This window comes from Thermosporothrix hazakensis, from assembly GCF_003253565.1.
GTDB classification, from domain to species: Bacteria; Chloroflexota; Ktedonobacteria; order Ktedonobacterales; family Ktedonobacteraceae; genus Thermosporothrix; species Thermosporothrix hazakensis.
Genome location: NZ_QKUF01000007.1, coordinates 159,276 through 184,363 on the forward strand (window position 1 = coordinate 159,276; position 25,088 = coordinate 184,363).

At 51.2% G+C, this 25,088-nt stretch carries 23 protein-coding genes and 1 tRNA gene; 20 read left to right on the forward strand and 4 right to left on the reverse strand.

Going from position 1 to position 25,088, the window contains the following annotated elements; all coding sequences use genetic code 11:
- Window positions 1-9: 9 nt before the first annotated feature.
- From EI42_RS12625 to EI42_RS12655, 7 genes are all read left to right on the forward strand, one after another.
- Window positions 10-945 carry a PLP-dependent cysteine synthase family protein gene (locus EI42_RS12625; RefSeq protein WP_111322417.1) on the forward strand — a complete coding sequence of 312 codons (936 nt, stop codon included), beginning with the start codon at window positions 10-12 and terminating at the stop codon, window positions 943-945.
- Window positions 939-1,373, forward strand: a complete 435-nt coding sequence (locus EI42_RS12630) for a M67 family metallopeptidase (protein ID WP_111322419.1) — start codon at window positions 939-941, stop codon at window positions 1,371-1,373. The genes EI42_RS12625 and EI42_RS12630 overlap by 7 nt, the downstream gene beginning before the upstream one ends.
- Before the next feature lie 357 nt (window positions 1,374-1,730).
- Window positions 1,731-3,536 carry a hypothetical protein gene (locus tag EI42_RS12635; RefSeq protein ID WP_111322421.1) on the forward strand — a complete coding sequence of 602 codons (1,806 nt, stop codon included), beginning with the start codon at window positions 1,731-1,733 and terminating at the stop codon, window positions 3,534-3,536.
- Window positions 3,537-4,149: 613 nt separating this feature from the next.
- Window positions 4,150-4,890, forward strand: coding sequence for a metal-dependent transcriptional regulator (locus tag EI42_RS12640; RefSeq protein ID WP_246046369.1), 741 nt, complete (start codon window positions 4,150-4,152; stop codon window positions 4,888-4,890).
- A gap of 211 nt (window positions 4,891-5,101) precedes the next feature.
- Window positions 5,102-6,337 (forward strand): NAD(P)/FAD-dependent oxidoreductase, encoded by a 1,236-nt coding sequence (locus EI42_RS12645; protein WP_111322423.1) that lies wholly within the window; start codon window positions 5,102-5,104, stop codon window positions 6,335-6,337.
- A 322-nt stretch (window positions 6,338-6,659) separates the two neighbouring features.
- Entirely contained in the window at window positions 6,660-8,012 is a 1,353-nt protein-coding gene (locus EI42_RS12650; protein ID WP_246046370.1) for a hypothetical protein, read from the forward strand.
- Between the two features lie 248 nt (window positions 8,013-8,260).
- Window positions 8,261-8,698: a hypothetical protein gene (locus EI42_RS12655; protein ID WP_111322427.1), complete on the forward strand. Its 438-nt coding sequence runs from the start codon at window positions 8,261-8,263 to the stop codon at window positions 8,696-8,698.
- Between the two features lie 24 nt (window positions 8,699-8,722).
- Here the strand turns inward: EI42_RS12655 and EI42_RS12660 are convergent, their stop codons facing one another.
- Window positions 8,723-9,373: a response regulator gene (locus EI42_RS12660; RefSeq protein ID WP_111322429.1), complete on the reverse strand. Its 651-nt coding sequence runs from the start codon at window positions 9,371-9,373 to the stop codon at window positions 8,723-8,725.
- Window positions 9,374-9,436: 63 nt separating this feature from the next.
- Window positions 9,437-10,492 (reverse strand): sensor histidine kinase, encoded by a 1,056-nt coding sequence (locus EI42_RS12665; RefSeq protein WP_170142579.1) that lies wholly within the window; start codon window positions 10,490-10,492, stop codon window positions 9,437-9,439.
- A gap of 515 nt (window positions 10,493-11,007) precedes the next feature.
- Between EI42_RS12665 and extP the strand changes: the two genes are divergently transcribed.
- The 12 genes from extP (at window position 11,008) to EI42_RS12725 (ending at window position 23,434) form a co-directional block, all read left to right on the forward strand.
- Window positions 11,008-11,784: a selenite/tellurite reduction operon b-type cytochrome ExtP gene (extP, locus tag EI42_RS12670; RefSeq protein WP_249033459.1), complete on the forward strand. Its 777-nt coding sequence runs from the start codon at window positions 11,008-11,010 to the stop codon at window positions 11,782-11,784.
- A 52-nt stretch (window positions 11,785-11,836) separates the two neighbouring features.
- A complete protein-coding gene (locus EI42_RS12675; protein ID WP_111322433.1) occupies window positions 11,837-12,379 on the forward strand; it encodes a cytochrome b family protein in 543 nt (180 codons plus the stop codon).
- 48 nt (window positions 12,380-12,427) lie between these two features.
- Complete coding sequence (locus EI42_RS12680; RefSeq protein WP_111322434.1) at window positions 12,428-13,120, forward strand: QcrA and Rieske domain-containing protein; 693 nt, start codon at window positions 12,428-12,430, stop codon at window positions 13,118-13,120.
- 186 nt (window positions 13,121-13,306) lie between these two features.
- Window positions 13,307-14,311 (forward strand): hypothetical protein, encoded by a 1,005-nt coding sequence (locus EI42_RS12685; RefSeq protein ID WP_111322436.1) that lies wholly within the window; start codon window positions 13,307-13,309, stop codon window positions 14,309-14,311.
- Between the two features lie 96 nt (window positions 14,312-14,407).
- On the forward strand, window positions 14,408-15,886 hold the full coding sequence (locus EI42_RS12690; RefSeq protein WP_111322438.1) for a hypothetical protein: 1,479 nt from the start codon (window positions 14,408-14,410) through the stop codon (window positions 15,884-15,886).
- Between the two features lie 319 nt (window positions 15,887-16,205).
- Window positions 16,206-17,687 (forward strand): glycogen synthase GlgA, encoded by a 1,482-nt coding sequence (gene glgA / locus EI42_RS12695; RefSeq protein WP_111322440.1) that lies wholly within the window; start codon window positions 16,206-16,208, stop codon window positions 17,685-17,687.
- A 221-nt stretch (window positions 17,688-17,908) separates the two neighbouring features.
- Window positions 17,909-18,559: a sigma-70 family RNA polymerase sigma factor gene (locus tag EI42_RS12700; protein ID WP_211326147.1), complete on the forward strand. Its 651-nt coding sequence runs from the start codon at window positions 17,909-17,911 to the stop codon at window positions 18,557-18,559.
- A 15-nt stretch (window positions 18,560-18,574) separates the two neighbouring features.
- Entirely contained in the window at window positions 18,575-19,144 is a 570-nt protein-coding gene (locus EI42_RS12705) for a hypothetical protein (protein WP_111322444.1), read from the forward strand.
- Between the two features lie 45 nt (window positions 19,145-19,189).
- Entirely contained in the window at window positions 19,190-20,380 is a 1,191-nt protein-coding gene (gene larC, locus EI42_RS12710; protein WP_111322446.1) for a nickel pincer cofactor biosynthesis protein LarC, read from the forward strand.
- Window positions 20,381-20,424: 44 nt separating this feature from the next.
- Window positions 20,425-20,985: a DnaJ family domain-containing protein gene (locus tag EI42_RS12715; RefSeq protein WP_111322448.1), complete on the forward strand. Its 561-nt coding sequence runs from the start codon at window positions 20,425-20,427 to the stop codon at window positions 20,983-20,985.
- A gap of 168 nt (window positions 20,986-21,153) precedes the next feature.
- Window positions 21,154-21,837: a response regulator transcription factor gene (locus EI42_RS12720; RefSeq protein WP_111322450.1), complete on the forward strand. Its 684-nt coding sequence runs from the start codon at window positions 21,154-21,156 to the stop codon at window positions 21,835-21,837.
- A gap of 58 nt (window positions 21,838-21,895) precedes the next feature.
- On the forward strand, window positions 21,896-23,434 hold the full coding sequence (locus tag EI42_RS12725) for a sensor histidine kinase (RefSeq protein ID WP_211326148.1): 1,539 nt from the start codon (window positions 21,896-21,898) through the stop codon (window positions 23,432-23,434).
- Between the two features lie 103 nt (window positions 23,435-23,537).
- Here EI42_RS12725 and EI42_RS12730 read toward each other — a convergent pair whose 3' ends face one another.
- Together EI42_RS12730 and EI42_RS12735 are read right to left on the reverse strand one after the other, a co-directional pair.
- Window positions 23,538-23,825, reverse strand: a complete 288-nt coding sequence (locus EI42_RS12730; RefSeq protein WP_111322454.1) for a PLDc N-terminal domain-containing protein — start codon at window positions 23,823-23,825, stop codon at window positions 23,538-23,540.
- A gap of 305 nt (window positions 23,826-24,130) precedes the next feature.
- Window positions 24,131-24,202: transfer RNA gene (locus tag EI42_RS12735), tRNA-Thr, on the reverse strand.
- 215 nt (window positions 24,203-24,417) lie between these two features.
- Between EI42_RS12735 and EI42_RS12740 the strand changes: the two genes are divergently transcribed.
- Window positions 24,418-25,041, forward strand: coding sequence for an XTP/dITP diphosphatase (locus EI42_RS12740; RefSeq protein ID WP_111322456.1), 624 nt, complete (start codon window positions 24,418-24,420; stop codon window positions 25,039-25,041).
- Window positions 25,042-25,088 lie beyond the last annotated feature (47 nt).

Below are 25,088 nucleotides of genomic sequence, written 5' to 3' on the forward strand. Positions count from 1 at the left end.
GAGAAGCTGATGCGCTATACGAGCATACTGGAAACCATTGGAAATACTCCTCTGGTTGAGTTACAGAGCTTTAGCCCGCGTCCTGGTGTCGAGATTTATGCGAAGCTGGAGGGGTTCAACCCCTCTGGCAGCGTAAAAGATCGTGTCGCCAAAAGGATGATCGAAGAAGCGGAGGAGCAGGGCAAATTGACTCCCGGCTCTATTTTATTGGAGCCTACCAGCGGCAATACCGGCATTTCGCTGGCAATGATCGCCCGAGTCAAGGGCTATCGGTTTGTTGCAGTGATGCCGGATAACGTCACGCGGGAGCGGCGTCAGTTGCTTGAGCTCTACGGGGCGAAGATAATCTTCTCAGATGGAAAACTGGGAAGCAATGGCGCGGTCCGACTGGCGTGCGAACTGGCAGCGCAGGATGATCGTTATGTGATGCTCTATCAGTATGGGAATGAAGCGAATCCCCGGGCCCACTATTATGGGACAGCAGTTGAGATTATTCACGATCTCCCGGATATTGATGTGTTCGTTGCAGGCCTGGGAACAGGTGGCACGCTTACTGGAAACGCCCGACGGCTCAAGGAGCATAACCCTGCTATTCGTGTGATCGCTGCTGAACCGATGCAGGGCGAGGGGGTGCAGGGGTTGCGTAGCCTGGCTGATGGCTTTGTACCGCCGGTACTCGATCAATCGGTGCTGGATGGAAGGATACTGGTCTCTTCGATTGATGCCATACGTCGGACACGCCAGTTGAAAGATCAGGAAGGCATTTTTGCAGGTCCTTCCTGTGGTGCTTCTTTGCATGCGGCGCTCCGTATTGCTGAGAAGATGGAGCGCGGGAAGATTGTCACGCTGCTGGCTGATGGCGGCTGGAAATATCTGAGTGAGGACCTGTGGACGCAGAACCTTGAACAACTTGAAGAGAATTTAGAGGCAAAAGTCTTATGGTAGCTGATCCCGGCTTTGTTGTGCGTATTCCAGAGGCGATCTATGCGGAAATGGTTGCCCATGTGCTGGCTGGATATCCACAGGAGGCCTGTGGTGCACTCGGGAGTGTTCATGGCACGGTTGTGAAGAACTACCCCACTGCCAATGTAGCGGAACATCCCGAGGACTTTTCTATTATCAGCGAGCAAGATATTGTTCGTATCTTCAATGATATTGATAGCTATGACGGGGATATGATTTATTATCATTCGCACCCGATCACTGAGGCATACCCTTCAGCGCGGGATATTGAGTGGTCCAGGCGAAGCGGATATCTCTATATCATCTTTTCGCTTCAATATCACCCCGAGCCACCCTATGCACGTGTCTTTCGGATCAGCCCGGAAGGCGATGTGACAGAGGGGGAGATAGCGCTCTTTTCGCCCGAATGAAGATTCCTGGAACAGTAGGTCTGAATCGAGCGGAAAAAGCGAGAATGACGGAACGAGATGCGGTGAGGGAACAACGAACCGGAACTCCTGCAATGTTGGTAACAGCCTATTTAAGCCTGTAGAAGGATGTACCGCTTGTTGGGCATCCTTCTAGTATTGGACCAAATGTACCCACTCATAAAGCTCTTCCTTGTCACACCCACTGGAGAATGTTATACTTCCTCCTTAGTACAGGTTGTTTAGCATGTCTGTGTTCCATGCTGATTTGCTAGCATAACCTCTTCCCCGGGCCTCGTTTATAGAATGCGCCTTAACCGGAAGCTTGAATACTATTAAAGAGGAAAGCATATTGTTCGTATGCCGCAATTGAAAGAAGGACGTTTTCTAAAGCTAAGCCCCTATGCAATATGGAGTGCAGTCATTATCGCGGTAGCTGTCGGAATTCGTGTTGCACTGATTAATCAGGGATGGCCGCTTCTTGACAGCGACGAAGGTGTAATGGGGCTAATGGGGATTCACATTGCTTTCAAAGGAGAGCTTCCTGTCTTCTTTTACGCTCAAGGGTATATGGGGTCAGCCGAAGCGTTTCTTGCGGCTGCCTTTTTTCGGCTCTTTGGTATTTCTGATGTTAACCTGCGGCTAGGACTCATTCTGATCTACACCATTTTTATGATCGGAATGTATTTATTGACGAGTCTGCTCTATTCCCGGAAAGTAGCTCTGATTACCCTTCTATTCCTGTGCTTTGGCTCGAACCCGATGCTGATGCGTGAGTTGATCGCTGTTGGGGGCGTGCCTGAGACCATGTTTGGTGGAGCCTTTCTGATGTTGCTTGCCGCCTGGTTGGCGTTGACGTCGTCCCCACCCGGGACTGTGCAAAAGTTTCGCTGGAAGCGGCTTCTTCTTTTTGCTCTCTGGGGGTTAATCGCTGGCTTTGGTGTCTGGAGTCATCTCTTAATCGCGCCTTTTATTTTGACCAGTGGATTGCTGTTGGTGATCTTCTGCTGGCCTGAAGTCAGGCGCTGGGGAGGGTTGATCGCTCTGCTCGGTCTGATTCTGGGGGCCTGGCCACTGATCGCGTACAACTTCACGGCGCCCCCCGGTAAGAGCACGATTGATTATTTCCTGAACGTCATGTCCGCGACTGGCGTGCCACAGCCACCGCCAGGAGAGCGGATTGTCAGACAGTTAAAGGGCACTTTTCTGATCGCATTACCAACAGTCTCAGGGGCCAATCCGCTTTGTTATGGCTCAACCGCGAAAACTCCTGTCTTCCGCTTCGGGGATTTTTCGCAAGTGAGCTGTACCTTTATGCACACTGGCTGGTCGCTTGCGGTGATTCTGCTCTGGGCAATTGCGGTGATGTTCTGTCTTGTCTCTTTGCGTCGTCTGTATCGGCAGCCGATAACGCCTGAGTTGCGGAAAGAGCGCATTATTCAGTGGGCACGGTTGGCCTTACTGGTAAACAGCTTGATTCCTGTGGCACTGTATGTGGTCAGCGCAAACCCTGCGATTTATCCGGTAGCGACCTCACGCTATTTGACCGGTCTGATTGTAACGACTCCGGCCTTGCTCTGGGTGCTGATCAAGCCTGCCGAGAAGCTGCAATGGCTGGTTGTGCGTGGCTCGTTCCCGCTGAAGTGGAACATGTCGCTAACAAGCACGATCTTTCGGCGCTGCTGTCTGATCTTTGCGCTTGGTATCTATATACTGGGAACTTTCAGTACCTTTACCGGGATCCCGCCCCAGGCGTACAATCCGCGGGAGGAGCCTTATTTCACCCAGAATGGGACACAGCATTATGATGTGCCTTTTGTACAGAAGCTCAACTGGGATGAAGGCTTCCTGATTCGGCAACTCGGGCGCTGGCATATTGATCGTATTTATTCCGATTACTGGACCTGCAATCGGATAATCTTCCGGAGTAAAGAGCGCGTTATATGCAGCGTTTTGAATGAGAAGCTGAATGAGGGGCACAATCGCTATTACCTCTACTATCAAAAGGTCAAGATGAGTGATCGGGTCGCGTATGTGTTTCGTCCGGGCTCTGCGCAGGATAAGACTTTTCAGCAATACATGAAATCGAATGACCCGCGTTACAAGCAATACAAGAACTATGTCCGCAAAACGATCACTGGCTATATCATTTATTTGCCAAAGTAGTGCATGGTGAATCCCTTTCAGAAAGCGTAGCCACTTCTATCGACTGATGGAGCGGCTACGTTCTTTTTTGTCAGAAAGGTTGTATTGACACTCCCCGGGGATGCTTCTTTCAGTCAGTATGTCTGCGAGTCGCCGCGGTGCGGCGACCCATAGCGGCACGCTGTCCAGAAGCGTTTGACGAGATACGCTTATCAATTCCCGTCTGTCAAACGTGTTCGTGAAAACGGATAGAGCACAGGCAAGATCTCCTGTCAGGCGCTGTTCGCGTTCTCTCGTTCCGAGGATGCAGATGCGCCATACATCAAGCCCGGGGCCTTCTGGCGCATTCTGGTAAGCCGTTGGTCCTGCTTCTACAACTCTCTTGCCACCTGCATGCTATGATATAGTGCAGGTATTTATCGCTTTCCGCAGAAAAGTGCTAAAAGGGAAGAAAAGAACGTTTCTTTCTCTGGCAAGAACGAACACAACAGAGAGCTATGCTGAAGGGGGAGAGCGTGAGACATTTTCCTGTCAGGGAGATAAACTCGCTCAAGATCTCTTCTTGTAATTAAATCGTCTTTTTGCTATCCTATTTTTTAGGAAGATAAAATTTTTTGAAACTGACCGGAGGAATATGGTGCATAAACCCATCCAGGAATTGGCACCGCGTATTAGCGATTGCCTGAAGCTTATCTACTCAATGCAGGAGCATGGGCAAAAAGTTTCTACATCGGCTATTAGCGAGAGACTGGGTGTTAGCGACGCGACAGTGACGATGATGTTCAAAGACTTCGCGGCAGCCGGATGGGTTGAACATGTCCCCTATCATGGTGTGCGCCTGACTCCGGTCGGTGAGCGTAAGGCGATGGAGGTAATCCGTCATCATCGCCTGCTGGAATTATATCTTGCACGCCAGTTGGGATATACATGGGATAAGGTTCACGAAGAAGCTGACCGTCTGGAGCACGTGATCTCAGAAGAGTTTGAGGATAAACTTGATGAGTTGCTTGGATACCCAACGGTGGACCCGCATGGTGATCCCATTCCGAGTAAGGATGGGGTAATAGCTCTACGTCAAGGGCAAAAGCTCTCCCAGTTGAAGGAGGGACAGGCTGCACAGGTGCTGCGTGTAAGCGATCAGAATTCTGAGAAGTTGTGTTATCTTGGCTCGCTCGGGCTCTATCCAGATGCGCGTGTAGAGGTGTTAAGCCGCGCTCCCTTTGGCGGGCCTCTGCATATTCGAGTAGGAACGGGCCAGCAGCAAGCTGAGCATATGTTAGGCGTAGAACTGGCAGACCATATATTGGTCACTGCCCCGGTTCATGATGAAAAGAAAGTGGCAGCACAAGCAGAAGATAAAGGCGAGCAGAAATAGCGCTCACCGATAATGCTCCGGTGTCCCTTCTTCCCATGAAAAGGCAGAAGAGGAAGCCTCTTCTCTTTCGATCCTGGCTCTCTTCTCCCTCGGAAATCCTCGCATGGTGATGGTGTAAGGGAAGTAGCGTTATCATAGAATCTATGCTAATATGCTCTCAACTTGTCGAATGTTTTGTGCCTACACTTGCTAAGAAAAGGAGAGCGCAAGCTTGGCTACCAGAGAGAAGCGTTATGTCATCATCGGGAACGGTATCGCGGGAACAACCGCTGCGGATACCTTGCGCAAGAATGATCCGAATTGCTCTATTCATCTGTTAACGAATGAACCATACCCCCTGTATAACCGCGTTTCGCTCCCTCGTTTCTTGCAAGGGGTTATCACCGAGCAAAAGGTGATGATTCGTGATTTTGCCTGGCATGAGCAGCGTAATATCAAACTGGTGACCGAGACTCTGGTGACCGGTGTGAATACAGAAGAGCGAGTGGTCATCACCGATACCGGTGAGCACCTGCCCTATGATGCTCTGTTGATCGCAAGCGGTGGATGGGCGAACCCGCTCCGGGTCCCGGGGGCTGAAGGAACCAAGCATATCTACAACTTTGTGACGCTGGATGACACCAAAACGATTATTGAGCGAATGCTGGAATCCCGAACAGCTCTTGCCTATGGTGGTAGCTTTATCGCGTACGAGTTGTGCGATGGCTTTGCGGTGCGTAAGCTACATACGACCTGGCTGATGCGTGGTCCGTACTGGCTGCGCAACGCGCTTGATGAGGAGGGGGGAGAGGTTGTCGACAATATTGCCAAGAAGTTTGGCGTGGAAGTGATCCACAATGATGAGATCGAGAGTGTTCTACCGAAAGATGGTGTCCCCCACTACGTCAAGACCAAGAAGGGTCGTGAGATTCAGGCTGATATGATCGGTGTTGGTCTGGGTATCACGCTGAATACACAGTTCCTCAAGGATACGTCCGTTGAAATTCGCCAGGGAATTGTGGTCAACGAGTATCTTGAGACCAATATTCCGGGTGTCTTTGCCGCCGGGGACGTTGCAGAGTTCTATGATCCAACCATCGGGCATCACCACACAATGGGCACCTGGGATAACGCTATGGCTCATGGGCGTATTGCTGGCGCGAATATGGCCGGAGATCGTAAACCCTATATCGATGTGCCGACGTATACCAGCCCCTTATTTGATGTGAACATCGCGGTCATTGGTACTGCTGAGGCCAATAACCCTGAGCTTGAAATGGTCGCTCGTCGCGAGCCGGGTGAGAAGGGGAACGATAACTATCGCCGCCTCTATCTTCGTGATAATCGCCTGGTCGGTGCGTTAATGATCGGTAGTCCGAAGGGACGAAAGAAGCTCGTCGACCTTATCAAGAATCAGCAATTACTGGCTACTTCTGCTGAACGCGAGGCTGTGCTTACGCTAAAATAAAGAATAGATCAGTTCGTGTCTCTATCTCATGGGTTGTTACCGGACATCCGTTGCGATGCCGGTAACACTTTCTCCGTTTCTATCCATATAATAAAGTGTATCTATGAAAATTAGTGTATACTTGAACGGCGTTCTTGCAAATGATGTATACTACAAAAGCAGTATCAAAACAAACACAGGCTCCTGATGGGCCGGATGTAGGAGACTATCCGTGGCTATAAAATGTAACCATTGCGGGCATGAGCTACCGAGAGACGATGCCCGCTTTTGCAGCAAATGTGGTAACACTGTGTCACTTTCCCCGGTAGGCAAAAAAGAGGTTATGCCTGAGAAACGGTCTCCTGCGGAGCAACAGTCCCCTCAGCGCACCATACGCCCGGTTCAATCTCAGGGTACACAGTCGCCCCGCTCGCGTGATGAGCAGAGCGAAGGCAATGGGCCAGTAGAAAAGACGATTCGACCGCAGCAAAAGGAAACGCCTGTTGTTGGCTCGCTGGAGAAAACGAGCCGTCCAGGTGAACGGAGGCCCGCTGAACTGAAGCGCCAGAGGCCGAGCCGCGAAAAAGTGCAGAAACAGGATATTGCCTGGCCTTCGCCGATAACCCATGTTTCTACTGGAGAGAATACCAGGAAGCCAGCTGCATCTGAGAAAAAAGAGTCGCGCCCTTCCTCCGGCGTCGATTTCCGGGTGAAAGTATGGGAGCCCACACCTGAAGAGACTCCAAAAGAAACAAAGGCTCCTGAGAAGGATGATATTGAGTATTTCCCGACCAGACCAATGAGCCGCGAAGAGATTATGCAGCGCTCAGAAGCAGTCGTACAGTCCCACCAGGAGCAGGAATCCTCCCCGGAATCCGAACAGCGAAGACAGGTTGAGTTACTTGAAACGACTCCAATGAAGATCTCAGGCCCTTCCTGGCCGAATCCTGGATCGCAACCGGCTGCCGAGCGAGAACAGACCGCCAATTCGTATCCTGAGCGTGAGCCACGCTTTGTCTCAAATCCGGGAATGGGCCCCGCTTTGACGGGAAACTCGGAGAACGCGTCGTTGGGCCCCAAACCGCAGATCCCGGAGACACCGAAGCCTCAGCGCAGTGAGCCGATTCCCGAGACTCCACGTCCGCAGCGGCCACAACCCACATCAGATCGCGGAAAGAAGATTGCCTGGATTGCTATCTTTCTGCTTGCTCTTCTCGCCATTGGCTGTATCGTCTGGTTTTTCTCAATGAAGCCCTTTGACAGCTCTCCTGAGGCGCAGCCGTGGCAGGCATTGCAAGATCAATCATTCGGCCTGACCCTTGAGTATCCAGCGGGATGGGAGAAGAAGCTTGATGGGAAGACGTTACAGCTTTTGGACGGCAGTAAAACTGGCCAGGTTGATATTCTCTATGAGGAGAAGGCCCCTGATGACCTGGAACAGTATATGAAGGTTTATTCGACGAAAATAGGGATGTCCGCTGGAAAGATTGGGGCTCCGGTTACCTTTGGTGGCGCTGCCTGGAAGCAGATGAAAGGGGCTGTTACCCTGGAAGGAGCTGCTTTCACGGCTTCCATTTATGTCACGGCACATAATGGGCGTGTCTACACGCTGGTCTTTTATGGCCCTGACAAAACCTTTGACGAGCTGGAAAAGTTGCAATTCTCTCATATACGTGAGTCACTGAAGTTTCAGTAGCAGTAAATAAACGAACGCTGAGAGGCTTCATCTCGTTCCATGAATGATAGTCCGTGAAAGGAGATGAAGCCTCTCGTATGTTCTTCTCATAATATTCAGGGTGGCTTGTCAGCTATGTGGCTGTAGCCAGTGAAGTGCGGCTTTTCCAGCCTGGACCGTATGATATAATGTGCATTACAATTGTGGCAAAGGGATGTATCACGTGCCGGGAGGCCAGGAAAAGCGGTTGATACATTCCAGCGAGGTGTATGACGCAGGCGGTCTCCCTTCTACTGTCTGTGGTGGAAGGGAAGCGCAAGTTCCGGGGAAAGGAGAAGCCGCAGCGTAGAACGGCTGTATCAACAAGCATGCTAGAGGATATTCGTTTTGAGCGCCACTTTCGCACACCATATTCTGAGGGATATTACATCATGGAGGATGGTGGTCTGCAAAACAATGGGCGGTTGGGCACCATCGATATTCACTTTACTACAACCGTTGTTCACGGAACGCTGATTCTTGAAAGAGAATTGGAGGAGGCTGAGCTGACCAAATTGATAGAACAAATAGATGAGGATATTGTTCTATCGGCAGATATGCCCCGAGATGATTTTCTGGTAAGCGTCTATGTCGGGAAAGATATTGGCTTTTATAGCGATGAGTATTTCGCTGATGAGAATAACGAGGGGGAAGGATACACGGAATAGCGCTTCCGTGTTCCTTCCTGGCTGTTAGTCTTCCAGCAGGCCGCGTCGCATCGCGTATTTTACCAGCTCGGCGCGGCTATGCAAGTTCAATTTATCCATAATATGGGTGCGGTGAGTATCGACCGTTTTCGGGCTGATAACCAGCCGTTCTGCAATCTGATTATTGGTGTAGCCCTCGGCGACCAACTTCAAGATCTCGCGTTCACGCTCTGTCAGAGAGCTATAACTGTCTTTCTCTTCGCCTGCTCGTACACGCTGTAAATAGTCTCCAACCATGACCGATTGAGCCGCTGGTGAGAGGTAAAACTGTCCGCTCTGGATCACATGGAGCGCGGTAATCAGCTCCGTATCGGCAGCTTCCTTGAGAATATAGCCTGAAGCACCTGCCCGGAGCGCCTGAAACACATATTCATCGTGTTCATGCATCGTCAGGATCAACACTTTGACGTCGGGTAGCAGCTTTTTGATCTGCTTGGTGGCCTCAATGCCATTCATATCGGGCATGGTAATATCCATCAGTATAATATCGGGTTTGAGGCGTTGTGCCTCTTTGAGTGCCTGCCGCCCGTCCTGAGCCTCTCCCACAACCTCCATATTGGGTTGGGCATTCAGCATCATTTTCAGTCCCGCTCGTAGGATTGTATGGTCGTCTGCCAGTAAGATACGAATTTTCATAGTTCCCCGTCAGCCCTTCCTGCTGCATCAAAATTATCGGTGAGATATTAGCCTATCTCAGGCTTACCTGGAGGTCAAGACTGCGTCCTGTGTTCCTTCCGTTTCCAGTGGAATGCGCACATGAATTGTGGTCCCGGCTCCGGGCTTTGAGTCGATCGTGAGCGTGCCACCCAGTAGATTGGCGCGTTCATGCATACCGACCAGCCCCCATCCTCTTTCCTGTCCGGGGCCCGGTACTTTTTGTAACTGTTCGGGAGAAAAGCCACGCCCATCGTCGCTGATACATGCGTAGATCGTGTTCTCCTCTTCTTTCAGCTCAATAGAGACATGTTTTGCGTTCGCATGTCGGGCAACGTTAGTCAGCGATTCCTGCACAATGCGATAGAGCACCGTTTCCATATTGGCTGTCAGGCGTTGTTTAAAACCGACAGCCTGAAAGTCGACCGTGATTGGAAATTTCTTCTGATACTCTTTGATATACCAGCGTAAAGCGGGCAGGAGTCCCAGATCATCCAGTGCGCTTGGTCGCAGGTCGATGCTGAGGTTCCGAATAGCGCGCAGCGTGCGATGGGCCAGCATGCGCGTTTCAGCGATGCGCTCGCGTGCCTCATCAGTGGTGATGGATTCTTCCAGCACAGCGAGACTGATAAGAAGCGAGGTAAGCACCTGAGAGGTCTCGTCATGGAGCTCACGTGCGATGCGCTTGCGTTCCTCCTCCATTGCATTGATGATCTGAGTAGCACGCTGACGATCCGCATCGTCGATTGCTTTCAGCATAGTATTGAAGGTTGAAGCAAGCTGATCGGCAAGTGGATCGGAGCCGGTAATTGGCGCTCGCAGGGTTCGTTCACCGCTCTGAACGCGTCCCATGACTCGATTGAGATGGATCAAGGGACGGAACGCGATTTGCAGGAGCACAAAGTTCAGCAACACGCTGACGGACCAGCCAGCGGCCACAAAGATCACCAGGATTGTCGGGCCATAGCTGGTGTGAAGCTGTGTGGCGAGCCATGTGCCCACGGTTGCTCCGACGAAGATAATCAGGCTATTCGCGATAAGTACCTTGTATAGAACAGGGACTCGAAGGAGCCGCTTGAGTAATGTCTGAATGGGTGCCATATTTCTGGCTTTTGTACTGACTTCTGACATCATGAAACTCTCGTAAGTGGTGAAATTTTCATTTATTTTCTGCTGTAATTGTATCGGTTTCGCTCATTCACTGTCAAACAACTCGGTGAGCTATTTTGTCCTAAGGGAGAATCAGGTGTTTGGCCGGGAAAAATCAGGTAAGCACCTGATGTTTGTCTGAATTTATGGGGAGTAAGCTTAATTTCATACAGGATGAAGAGTGAATTTTAAAGGGGTTACACACTTTTCCTGGGCCCTCTTTGCCTTGAGTGAAAATATTTCATTATAATTTTTAAGGAAAGAAATATGAGGAACCCTTTTCAATAGAAGGGGGTTGGCTTAGCGATTCGTCTCAAGGGGTACCCGCAAAAGCAAAGGTTATGGTATAATCAGCGACACAGCCTTTCAGAACTTTTGTGAAGCGATCTTACCACTAAAGTACTGAGATTTGATCTTTTTGAGGAGGCACAGTGAGCTCTACTCCTAAGAAACAAAGCTTGCTCGATATGGCGACGCAGAAAATCGTCGAGAGCCAGCTATGGCGTTCTATTTTCCGTCATGGCTATCCCGACACCCCGCTGAACCAGTCATTGGTGATGATGGGTAACGTATTTCTGCATCTCCATCCCGTAAAGGTCAGCCGCCAGGCAATGAAAATCACGTATACCTGGTGCATGGGAGGTATTTCTTTCTTCCTCTTCCTGCTGCTGACAATTACCGGCGTCTTTTTGATGTTCTATTATGTTCCTCACCCTGATGTTGCGTATCAGAATATCAATCAATTGAATAGCGTTGTTGCGTTCGGTAATCTCGTGCGTAACATGCACCGCTGGTCTGCCCACTTGATGGTGGTCTCGGTGACGCTGCATATGATTCGCGTCTTCTATCATGGTGCCTACAAGCCACCCCGAGAGTTCAACTGGGTGGTTGGAGTCCTGCTGTTCTTTGTCACGCTCTTCCTGAGCTTTACTGGCTACTTGCTCCCGTGGGACCAGATCGCGATCTGGGCTATTACCGTGGGTACAACGCTGGCACCCTACACCCCGTTGCTGGGTGACACGGTTTACAAGGTGCTGCTGGGTGGTAGTGCCGTTGGTCAGGAGACGCTGATTCGCTTCTATGTCGGTCACGTGATCTTGCTCCCGTTGGCAGGTGCCCTGCTGATGGCTGTTCACTTCTGGCGTATCCGTAAAGATGGTGGCGCAGCCGGTCCTCCGCCAGCTCCAAGCCGCTCGATCAAGGCAGGAGCAGAGAAAGAGCGTATACCGACTGGTGTGCGCTAGCGGCATTGCATGCCGATCCGTATCTTAACGGTACTGATGAGGGGTTATCTCTATGGCTATTGAACCACAAGATAAAGTACAGACTCAGGCGGCAGCAACGCAGCGGCGGTATCGTACTCTCGCAGTGGTGAAGCAAGAAGCAATCACGCGTGTGGAGAAGCCACTCGAAGACTCGGTCTTTGTCTGGCCTCACCTCCTGGTACGCGAGTTCTTCGCCGCGACCATGCTGACAGTGATGATTACGATGTTGGCCCTGGTGATTGATGCGCCGCTTCTGGAGCCTGCCGATCCGAATACAACGCCGAACCCGGCAAAGGCCCCCTGGTACTTCCTGGGGTTGCAGGAACTGCTGCACTACTTCCCGCCAACGACTGCGGGTGTGTTGATCCCGGGTTTGACCCTGACAGCCCTGGCTGTCTTGCCGTATGTTGACCGCAATCCGAGCCGTGCATACGCAGATCGTAAGGTGGCGCTTGTAACCTTTACGATGTTCCTGGTCTTCTGGGCTGTGATTACTCTGGCCGGTAGCTTCTTCCGCGGTCCCGGTTGGGTCTGGACCTGGCCCTGGGTTGAAGGCGTGTACTTTGACCTGTAGTGGTCGGGGAAATACAGTAACAGAGAAGAACGAACCAAGAGGACGAGCATGAGTAGTGATATTGATAGACCACCTATAACGCCGCAGCAGTATGAAATTCTGCATGGAGGTGGCGCTGAGGCGGCGGAAATAGCCAGACAACGTCTATCACGCCGCCGTTTCCTGCGCAGGTCTATGCTGGCTGTCTGGGGCATTTCTGCTGCATCGGCTGTAGCTGGTGCGCTCTATATGTTGTATCCAACGCTTGGCGGGCAGTTTGGATCAGAGCAGACTGTTGGAAAACTGGCCGACTTCCCTGCGGCGAAGCCGGAGCAGATGGAACTAAACGTTAAAGGCATTTTCTATATTCCTGCTGCACGAACCTATCTGGTACATCTCGATAAGGATACCGAGTACCTGCAGAAAGGTGAGAAGCTCAAGAATCTGTTCAATTTGCAGAATATTGTACCTGCTTCTGATGGCTCTCACTGGATTGCTCTGTATCAGCGTTGTGTCCATCTGGGCTGTACCGTACCGTTCCGTAATGACTGTGTGAGCTTTAAGTGTCCCTGTCACGGCTCTCACTATAACGTGGATGGCGAGTTTCTTGATGGCCCGGCTCCTCGTAGTCTGGACCGCTTCGCGCTCTCGTTAAAGGGTGAAGAGATCGTGGTAAATACCGGGGTCATTAATGCGAATGTACAGCATCCAGATGAGGGAACGCGTATCATTGCCAAGCCAAACAAGGATTGTAGCGCATAAGTCGGGTGTTTGCTTGGAGCATGAGCGCTCTACAGCGCTCGATGTGCTGTCTCTGCACTCTGTATCTAGCAGCGAGGGAGACAGCACGTTCCTGCTGTAGAACTCAATACGTTTTATCAGGTTGATTTGTCCGCTGCCTTCTCTGCGCAGGAGGCAAGACGGTTATCAATCATAAGGGTTGTGTATATGGCAATTTTAGGACAAGCTGCTGTTGGCTTTATTGTCTTACTGGTCGTCACGGGTGGCTTGCTGTACATATTATATTCCCGAACGAATGCGGTTCAGAAAACCGGCTATGGATCGCTGATTATGCTGGCGATCGTCTCGATGATGATTCCGGTCTTCTGGATTATGCAGAACCAGAAGCAAGCCGAGGCTCAGCACAAATTACAGGCTTATGCGATTGAGCAGGGACTGAATACCTATGTGAAGGTCTGCACCGATCAGTGTTATGCCATTGATAAGGATAACAAGCTGATCTTTACGCGGTACCTGGGGTATGACATTAAAGAACTGAATCAGATGGCTGACGATAAGCTGAAAAGCATTATTTCCGCTGGTTCGTATAACCCGAAGGCTCCGCATCAGCCTGCAAACTTTAACGCCGTGCCTCGCCGTGATACTTTCGGTGGCCAGCTTCGGGCGATCGATGTTGACTATCTCTTTGCGCTGATTCGCTCTGATGATCCAGCCTATGTCAAGAAAGAGGGCTGGACCGGTGAGGCCGCTCATAGCGGTTTTGACCAGCTTGTGGACTACCTGCAAGCAAACTCGCCGAGCCTTTATAATCAGGCGGTCACGCTTGGTAAGAATGGCCAGTTCGGTGAGGCCGTTGACAAGACCAATGAAAAAGAACTGACGATCCATATTAAGGGTCCTGGCTCGGTTCAGGTGTGTACCAGCGCCTCTGGCTGCTTTGAGTATGCCAATGTCAAGGTCAAAGTTGGTACCAAGATTACCTGGGTGAACGAAGACAAGGTTATCCACACCGCGACCGCGATTGACCCGAGCAACCTGGCTCAGCCAACCAAGTTGGCGAACGGGTTCGATTCTGGAAATCTTACGACAGGCCAATCATTTAGCTGGACAGTAACCGAGGAAGCCTATAATCTGGATAAGGAAAACCATCGAGTGGTCTATTACTGCTCGGTCCACCCGGATATGCAGGCTCAGCTGGTTATTGTGAAGTAAGTCGGACCGTGGCTCAAGCTACGAGAAAGTTCTGATCGCTGGTCATGTCGTTTCTATAGCATTATAACGACGGCATGTTGAAAGGGTTTGCGATCTATGCAAGATGTACAACGGCGGGAGCTGCCGGAAAGGATGTCCTGGGCGCGAGCTGTGATTTTCGCCGCCGGGTTTTTCTTTGTCGCGGCTATCCTGATCGGTCAGCTTCCTGGATACGTGTATCTGAAAATGACAGCATCGACGCTGGAAGGGTTCTCTCAGGGCTGTTTTGCTCTGGCGCTGACCTGTCTGGGGATCTTTGCTATCATTCAGACCAACGTTTCGCTTTTTGACCCGAAACCGATTATCCCACCTGCCTTTTTCACAGCGCTCGGGTCACTGCTGACGGTAGGTGGTTTTGCGTTTGCCATCTGGGCCGATTTAAACCTGCAGTTCTTCCCGACGGCTGATATGTCTATCGCGCCGATTCTGGGCGGAAAGTTCCTCTGGTTCCAGGCCAACTCCATTGACTTTGTGATGGTTGGTCTGGTTGCTATGACGGTTGGCCTGGCGATGGTTTTCTATAGCCGCCTGGCGGCCCGTGAACGGGTGAATCCAGATCGGAGCGATCCGGGCACAACCCCGGCAGTTCGCTGGATGATTATCATTGCTTCGCTGCTGGTTGTGCTGTTCATGGTGGCGTATATGGAGATCAGCGATGCTGGCCTTGCGCATAGGCTCTTCCCAGATGATCCGGATTTCGGCCTGAAGGTTGTTAACCTGGGTGCTGCGATCCCTCTGGGAATTGCGATTCTGCTTGGTATGTTCGCTTTCCTGTTGCGCCTGCATTATCTCATGCGCCCGATTCGTAAAAAGACGATGGCTCCGCTGTATGCGGTGGGCGCGTTTGGTCTGGCTCATCTGGGCCTGATCTTCCTGGTACTGGCGATTGCGCTCTATCCTTTGCTGGCTCTGCTGCACTATATCCCCATTCTGGGACCGTACTTCACCTTCTGTGGTAACGAGGCGCAGGTTCCGTCGAGCTGCACCTTCTCACAGCAGGCAGGCTATCTTGTTGACGCCATTGTCACATCTGGCTTTTTCTTCCTGCTGATGGGTGCTATCTGGGCCTGGAAGTCGCATCGCTATCTGGTGCTTATCGGTAGTGTGGTGGCGGTTGCGGCTATCGCGGCTACAACGCTGATGGTCCACACTGGTCCTGACAAAGTTATGGTCAGTATGATCTTCTGCGCTGGTATGCTGATCCTGGCCGCTATCTGGACGGCTGTGAGCCGCCGCGAGTTCGCTGTGGTTGGCGAAAAGAATCTGGGCTGTCTGGGTCAGTGGTTGATCTTTGGCACCTGTCTGTTTATCTATCTGGGCGCGTTTGCGTTCTTCTCGATCGCGCCTCATAGCTGGGAGCCAGAGACCGCGCCGAACATCCCATTTGTAGCCGGTGCAATCATTCAGGCCCCACTGGCAGCCGGGGCGACAACCCCTGAGCTGGCAAAAGGGGACGCGGTGGTTATGCTGATCCTGATGGGTGTTCTGGCCTTGATTCAGTTCTACTTCCTGAATCGCAATCGCTATAAGATCTAAGTAGTCACTCTGAAGAGGCAGTGAAGCAAGCGCTTTACTGCCTCTTCTTTTTTGTCCACAAACTCTAGAGAAATGCCTGTGGGATGCGTGGGTCGTTCCTTTGGGGGGCCTTGCTTTGTCCAAAAAAACGTCTAAAATACGCAGTAGGAACAGCCTCGTTGTGTGGTAAAATCCTACTCAATAGTGTTAACATAGTGTTTTGGTGAAATAGGCAAAGCTCTGTATGTGGCATTTGCTGATGACTACAGATAGCGAAAGGAGAGGCGGCACTTCCTCTTTTATCCTGATGAAAACAAGGATTCCCCGCCAGACGATATAGATGCAGCAGAATACACAGCCTCTCAATATTTTGATGGTGGCAGCAGAGATTGTACCATTTGTGAAAGTTGGTGGCCTTGCCGATGTAGTGGGTGCCTTGCCAAAGGCGCTAAAGGCCCTGGGGCATGATGTGCGGCTGGTGATGCCCCGGTATCGTCAGGTTGACCCTGAGCGCTTCCATCTCACAAAGGTTCTCTCTGCTGTCCCGGTGAGCATGGGAGATTATCAGGTACAGGTGGACGTTCTTCAGGGAACGATAGGCGAAAATGTTCCCGTGTATATGATCGATGCCCCGCGCTATTTTGAGCGCGAGAATATTTATGGTTACACCGATGATGGAGAACGTTTTATCCTCTTCTGCCGGGCTGCATTAGAGGTGGTACGCGCTCTCGCATGGCCGCCCGATATTATTCACTGTAATGATTGGCATACCGGGATTATTCCAAATTGGATGCAAACTGTTTATCAAGATGATCCCTTCTTTCAAAATACTGCGACTGTCTATACTATTCACAATCTCGCATATCAGGGGATCTTTGGCTATCGCCTGCTGGAAGTAGCAGGTGTGGCTGAGAATGGTTTCCTCTATCCGCATATTACTGAACTCGCCAATGTGGTGGATGTAATGGGGCGCGGAATTCTCTTTGCCGATGTTATTACGACCGTGAGCGAACGCTATGCACAGGAGATACTGACCCCGGCTTTCGGGGAGAAGCTCGATCATCTGTTGCGCTCGCGCAAAGAACGCGTCTTTGGCATCCTGAACGGGATTGATTATCAGGAGTTTGATCCGGCAATTGACCGGTATATTCACACTAATTTTGATGCACACTCACTTGATAAGCGGGTCGAGAATAAGGCCGATTTACAGGAGCATGCCCATCTACCTGTCAGGCCTGATATTCCCTTGCTCGGGATGATTTCGCGCCTGGCCGATCAGAAGGGCTTTGACATTCTCGCACAAATTATGCAGCCGCTTCTGGCTCAAGGAGTACAGTTTGTGGTGCTTGGCATCGGCGACCAAAAGTATCATGAGCTGTTCCAGAATCTTGCTGCTCGCTATCCCGATCAGGTTGCTATCTTCCTGACCTTTAATTCAGAACTGGCACAGCGCATCTATGCCGGAAGTGATATGTTCTTGATGCCCTCGCGCTTTGAGCCCTGTGGCCTGAGTCAGATGATCGCAATGCGCTATGGAAGTGTGCCAATTGTACGCTATGTGGGTGGGCTTGCCGATACAGTGCCGGAATACAACCCGGAGACCGAGGAGGGGACAGGTTTTGTTTTCCATGACTATGATCCCTGGGCGCTCTTCGCTTCGATCATTCGGGCAACGACGGTCTATCGCTTGAAAGATGAATGGCGCAAGTTGCAGCTTAGAGGAATGGACGCTGATCACTCCTGGCATCGCTCGGCTATTCGCTATGTTGAGGTCTATCGCAAGGCCCTTGAGTTTCATCAGCGCGATATGAACCCTCTGTAAAGAGCTTTCCAGTAAAAAAAGAGGTGGAGAAGAGAACAGGCTTTTTCGCCTCTTTTTCTCTTTCCTGTGAGCATTGACAGAGATACCGGAAATGCATACAATGAGCTCATAGTAGAAAAGTTAGTGCTTCCGTGTGAAAACAGGATACGGTGGTTTTGTTGGATGTGTTTCTAGAATATGAAGAGCTTGAGGAAGAAGGTAGAAAGCGTCGTTCTCACTTTGTGCGTCTGTATACAGCGTTCCCGCCTTCTGGTTCTGCCGCGTACTGGCGAGCGCTGCGTTCGCCCTCGTTGCCGCTTGAAGTGCTTGTGCTTGCTGTTCGTTCTGCGGGGTTGGATGAGGCAGGACGGAATACGATTCTTGAGATCCTCATTCAGCGGATTCAAAGGTCCTGTGAGTACTGGGCGCGATGTGTGGTCAGGTCTCTCTCTTCTGGCGAACATATAGCGCTGGTGGAAGATCTTTGTGCTGATCTCTATGAGAGCCTGATTCGACTCTGGCTTGATCCACATGCTCATTTTTGGGAAGAGAACTTTCAGCATTCTTTGCTCTTTCAACGCCGAAAGATCTACAAACGCTTTCTGCTTCGAGAAGGATTCGATCAGAACAGGCAGGGAAAGCGTATACCGCGCAGCCTCTTTTCGCGGCTGGAATATCATGAGGGCGTGATAAGCCCCTTTGAGACCCTGGATCGAACTGAACTCTATTCTCTGGTACAGCTCTTGCCTGAGAAGTTGAGGACGGCTGTGCTATTTGTTTTCTGGTATGGGTGGACGGAGAAGGATACCGCCAGAGTGCTTGGTGTGACGGATCGAACGATTCGGAATCGTTTGCGGAAGGCGTTTCTCTCATTGCGTTCAATTCTTGATTGAAGAAGGGAAAAGCGTATGAAACAGGAGGAACATCGCATCATCGCGCACGTGATCGGTGAGGGGGTGGCTCCTTCTCTGGCCGATTCTCTTGCACGGTATCCTGAACATAGCGAGTCGCTGGCGGATACCATTGCCTACTATCAGACCTTTGAGCAGTCGCTTCCAACTGAAACGGCTCCTGAACCTCTTTCCTCCCTTTCACAACGGGCATTTCGTCGGGCGCTGTCACGGGTAAGTGGGCCCCTGACCTCGTTGCTGATTGATGGCATCACTGTTGAGCAGCTTGCGAAGCGGCTGGACCTGGGCGTTGACGTCGTTATCTGGCTTGAGCGGCGTCAGGTTGAGGATTTACCTGCGCTACTCTATCAGCGGCTTGCACAGGCTTTACAGCAGCCACCAGAGCGTATTCGGGCCTTCTTCACTACCCCAGAACGTCAGTCTATAAGGCAGCAGGTGGCTGAACGGGCTGAGTCATATGGCATCAAAAAAACGTTTCGGGCATTGCTCCAGGCCAGTCAGACGATGACTTCAGCACAGAAGGCCTGGTGGCTGGCCCGACTTGAAGAGGTGGAGTCAGATACCTGAGAGGGGATATACTATCTGGAAAAAGGGATACAGGGGGGCTGAGCAATGACACAACGTGTGGCCTATCTGGATTGCCATTCCGGGATCAGCGGAGATATGTTTCTGGGCGCTTTACTGGATGTCGGCTTGCCTTTTGCGACGCTTCAGGCCGGGCTGGCGTCTGTCCCTTTTGGGGGGTATATATTGCGCCATGAGCCCTGTTCCGATCGTGGTGTTCATGGTTCACGGTTGCATGTTCAGATTACAGATACCGATCCTCCTGAGCGCTCTTTTTCCGATATAGAAGCGCTGTTACTGGCGTCTGCGTTGCCCGAGAGGATCAAGACAATGGCGCTGGCTCTTTTCCGTACCTTTGCGGAGGCTGAGGCCTCGGTAGAGGCCGTTCCGCTTGAGCAGGTTCGCTTTTCTGATACAGGGGCCATTGACATAATGGTGGATGTGATCGGGGCCGCGATCGGGGTTGTAACACTGGATATTATGCGGCTCTACGCGTCTCCATTACCCCTGACCAGCGGACTGCATCAGACACGTGATGGCATGCAGCCGATACCAGCTCCTGTGACAATGGAATTACTTCGCCGTGTATCTGCTCCCTGGCGTTCCTGTTCGCTTGATGAAGAGCTGGTCACACCAACTGGTGCGGCTCTTCTGGCGACATTGGCACGGTTTGACCATCCTGTCCTCTCTTTTGAGCGGATAGGGTATGGTTTTGGGCAGAAGCAGCTTCCCTGGCCGAATTGCCTGCGTCTGTGTCTTGGAAGCAGTCCAGAGACGGCGAACCCTGTACTTGATAGTGATGAGGTCGATGTAATAGAGACAAATATTGATAATATGAGTGGTGAGTTGCTCGGCGGGCTGATGGAGCGCCTGTTTGCGGCTGGTGCGCTGGATGTCGCCTATATCCCTTTACAGATGAAGAAGAATCGTCCGGCAACGCTGTTGACAGTGCTCTGTGCGCCGGAACAAAGTGAGAAGCTGGCGTTGCTGTTACTGAGCGAGTCCGCCACGCTAGGCGTACGGATGCAGCGTATGCAGCGCTTGAAGGCCTGGCGCGCACAGGAACGAATTGATACTCCTTTTGGCTCGATGCTGGTCAAGGTGAAGCGGCTTGGTACACGCGTCATCAGTGTTGTCCCTGAATATGAGGAGTGTGCACGACTTGCCCGAGAGCGGGATGTTCCCCTTGAAGAAATCTATATGGTTGCACGCACGATAGCTCGAAAACTTATAATATGAGGAAAGAAAAGTAAGGTAGAGAGATTTTCTCAAGGAGTGCCGCTATGGATTTTATCGACTACCGTAAAGGGGCAGAGAAAAAGTCCACGAACCAGAATGAAGAGATCGTGCGCAAATCGGCCGGACGACTACGGGGAAGAATGAGGCGTGACTACATAGAGGAGATCATTCAAGAGGCTCAGTCAAAGGGCGAGTTCGATAATTTACCGGGCGCGGGCAAGCCGCTCAATCTCGATGAGGAATATGAGCTTGCTGGTGAAAAGGCGATGGCCTATCATTTGCTCAAAGAGAACAACGCAGCTCCAGCAGAAATTGAGTTGATCAAGGAAATTCGTGCGCTGCGCAAGAAAGCGGAAGCAAAGATTACTCCGGTCATTCATCGGGGAAAGACGCTGCGTAATCGCCGTATTGCTCCGTTTGCCAGCGAGCGTGCCGCGTATAACGAGTGGGTGGAGAGGGCGACTGTCGAGTATGAAAAGGATCTTCGCGAGATTAATAAGCGCATTCTGACGCTTAATATAAGTGTGCCCCCTGCGATGCAACAGTCATTTCTTGATGTAGATCGCTTGCTCGCAGAGTTCCGGGCTGCCTGTCCCCAGTTGTAAGGCTGCCGCATATTCAGAACAACCAATTATCATCCGGGGAGATAGCCTTTCTCCCCACCTTCTTATGTGTGAGGGAACCTGTCCCTAACGCAGCAATGGGGACGTATATGTTGTATATGAATATTTTTTACAATCTTCTATGCCTGCATTTTTTTTGGAGCCATTTTGATGAAACAGATATTAATAGTTGAAGATGAGCAGCAAATAGGCCATTTTTTGAGACGAGGCCTGACCTATAAAGGGTTTGGTGTCTCTGTCGTGGGAAGTGGTGAGGATGCTCTGACACATATTTCCGAGCGTAAGCCTGACTTGATTATCCTTGATGTCATGCTACCAGATATGAGTGGGTTTGAGCTCTGCCGCCATTTGCGCAGCAACGGGTATACCAATTTGCCAATCATTATGCTAACTGCCAGAGATGAGCTGGTTGACAAAGTGGCGGGCTTGAATAGTGGCGCGGATGATTATATGACCAAGCCTTTTGCTTTTGAGGAACTGGTGGCCCGGATCGGTGCTGCATTGAGGAGGACTGAGAGCCGCGATCAGCAATCACAGCGGATTGTTGTTGGAGATCTGGAATTGGATCCTTCTTCCCGACAGGCTTGGAGAGCCGGAGAAGAGCTTATTCTGACTAAGCGCGAATATGATTTGCTGGAACTGCTGGCTCGTCATGCCGGGCAGGTGCTGACAAAAGAGCAGATCTTTGAATATGTCTGGGGATATGATAGTGAGGCGGGGTGGGAAGTGATTAAAGTGTATGTAAATTATCTTCGGTCGAAGCTGAATGCTGGTGGGAAACCCGATGTGATTCATGCTGTCCGGGGAATAGGGTATATGCTGCGTACTGTATGAGTGCAGAGATAAAAAGAAAGAGAAGAGAATGGAAAGGAGTCGTTCCCTGCTACACGTTATGTACATGTGGTTTTTCAGTCGCATGCGCAAGCCGATGACCTTGCGTAGCAGGCTGATCCTCTGGAATGTTGTTGTGCTGGTGCTGGCCTTTCTTGTGCTTGGGGTCAGTGTGTATCTTTTGATGACCTATTATTTGCAGTCGGATCTTGATAAACGTCTGACTGTGGAGGGAGATCGGCTTCAGAGTACAACCAGTATCTGGCTGGCAGTAGGGAATCCTTTCGATTCTAATCTGTTTGATCGTCTGGCTCGAACAGATCAGGGGGACGAGTTTACGTCCGATCCGACCTATATCAAGCTATTTGACATTGAGTCCGGGAGGACGCTGCGCCGCTCTCCCAATCTGGGACAGGAACGGCTGGCATCTAGCTCACAAGAACTTGATGCTGCTTTGCGTGGGGAGGAGATTTTTAAGACGTATCGGAACTCTGGTGGCGAGCAGGTGCGCATGCTCACTATCCCTTTGCGCGATGATAACGGTCATGTGGTGCTGGTTGCGCAGGTAGGGCAATCTCTGAAGGAGGTAGAGCAGGTACGAACCTGGCTGGCTACCTTTTTGATCGTCGGCAGTATTTGTACTGCTCTGATCGCTTATACAATCAGTTTCCTGCTGACAACGCGTGAGCTCAAGCCATTACGAGTGTTAAGTACAACAATGAGCAACCTCAGCGCCCAGGGTCTGGGAACGCGCCTCGCTTCTAAAGGGCAGACAACAGAAGTGCGCTTGCTGACAAAAGCGTTTAATCAGATGATGGAACGGCTTGAGGCAAGTTTTTCCTTACAGCGGAATTTCGTGGCGGATGTCTCGCATGAGCTCCGCACACCGCTCACCTCGATTCGTGGAGAGATCGATGTGCTGCTGCTCAATCCAGAACTGGGGAAAGGGGTGCGAGAGGATATTCTAGCCGTTCGCACCGAGCTGGAACGCCTTTCGCGTCTGGTCCGAAACCTCCTGTTAACGGCGCGCGCAGAGGTAGGTGTGTTGCCACAACCTCCACAACAGGTACAGGAGGCGGAGCTTGATATTCTCCTGATTGAGCTGACGCATCAGGCGCGTTTCTTGAACCAGCAGGTGAATGTAGAGCTTGAAGAGTTAGAGCAGTGCTGTGTCTATGGGGACGCGGATTTATTACGTCAGCTTTTCCTCAATATTCTCGATAATGCCATGACCTATACGCGCTGTGGTGGCAGCGTACGGCTTCAGTTGCGCTGTACCGAGGATGCGCCTGTTGAGGTGCGGCGCAAGCGGGCGGAAACAGTAACGCAGTGGGCTGAGGTCACTATCAGTGATACAGGGCCGGGAATCGCGCCCGATGATCTTCCGCATATCTTTGAGCGTCACTTTCGGGGAGTTCATACGCCACATACTACGCTTCGGAGCAAGCTCGGGTCAGGGCTCGGGCTCTCCATTGCTCTCTTAATTGCCGAAAGTCATGGTGGAACGATTACGGTGGATAGTGAGCTTGGAAAGGGATCACAGTTTCATGTCTGGCTTCCTGCCTGTGAGACACTGATGGCGGCGCGGGTACAGAAATAAAAGGATGAATGCGGAGTTGTGGAACTCAACCCCGCATTCTGGTCCGGTAAGAAGGGAAGGAATGGAAAAAAGGGAAGGGGCGTATTAGAGAATAGGATTTGCTTTACGCCGAGGCCGGTTGCATGACCGGCTGTGTTGTTTCCCTGCGGTCTTTTGAGGCTGGCTCTTTCGGTTTTGTCTCAAAGTCAGACGTTTTCACTTTTTCGATGTTGCGCGCTTTGATAAAGTAAATGATCGAGCCGATAATGCTGGTGAATACGACAAGGGCCAGCCATCCGAGTCTCTGTCGCCCGTTCAAAGTTTCATTGATAAGGCAGTCGACAAGCATCCACATCCAGAAAACTCCCGCGCAGACAACCAACGCGACGAGAAGAAAAAGGGCAATTTCCATAGACTATCCTCCAATTGAACTGATGAAGCCGGGCGCAGCTTCTTTAGGAACCGTTTGAGATGGGAGGAGTGAGCAAGTGAACTGAGAAAGCGACGAGACTTGCCATAAATGGTACTCTTCCCTGTCAGGTGTGTGTTCCCTGAATTGGTATGTCCTTAGCTTAAAGGGCTCCGGTTAAAAAGGGGTAAGGTTTGGGTAAGATTTCGGTAATAATGGGGGAAGTAGTCGAATGTGGCACAAAGAGCCCCCGTAGATGACGCGTTGAGAGGGAAATAGGTGGGTGAGGGAAAATAGGCATAAAAAAAAGCCGGTGGTCGGAATCGAACCGACGGCCGACCGCTTACGAAGCGGTTGCTCTACCGCTGAGCTACACCGGCTTGCTTGAGCTCTCATCACTCTTGCGCTTATGATTATAGCGGGTCAGCCTGGCTCTGTCAAGCGTTTTTCTAGCGAATTTGTTAAGAAGATCTTGGGTTTCTCTCCGTCCGTCTCATTGGCTGCTGTTCCATATTGCCCAATCTCGACAACTTACCCCTATTATGGTAAGATGGGTGACGATGTTTCATTTTTTTCCTGGTTGGGAGACATGATGATGCGGCCCTTGTTGATTGCAACCACTAATCTGCATAAATTGGAAGAGTTTCGGTCGCTCTTTGCCGATCTGCCGTACCAGTTGCTTTCGTTGCATGATGTACGGCTCGATCTGGAGGTCGAGGAGACCGGCACTACCTTTCGGGAAAATGCAGAGTTAAAAGCGCTGACCTATGCTCGCGCCTCGGGGTTGCTCTCACTGGCTGATGATTCCGGTCTTGAAATCGATGCAATGGGCGGTGCGCCTGGTGTCTATTCTGCTCGCTTTGCTGGAGCCAATACCTCATACGAAGAGCGTTTCCGCATCATTTTTGACAAGCTACAAGGAGTTCCCACAGAGCAGCGTACTGCTCGTTTCCGTTGTGTGATCGCTATTGCGGAGCCATCCGGCTATCTTCAATGTGTTGAGGGTGCGCTTGAAGGGAGAATTACTGAGGAGCCACATGGCGCTCACGGGTTTGGATATGACCCTATATTTTTCGTTCCTGCATATGGAAAGACTGCTGCGGAACTGACACCAGAAGAGAAAAACAGAATCAGCCATCGCGGCCAGGCCGCAAGGCGTGCGCAAGCTGTGCTTGAACACTGGCCTGCGTTACCGTCTTCACACAGTCGAGATGTATGAGGAGCGAAGTGGATACAACTAACTGAGAGGAACATAAGGGACATATA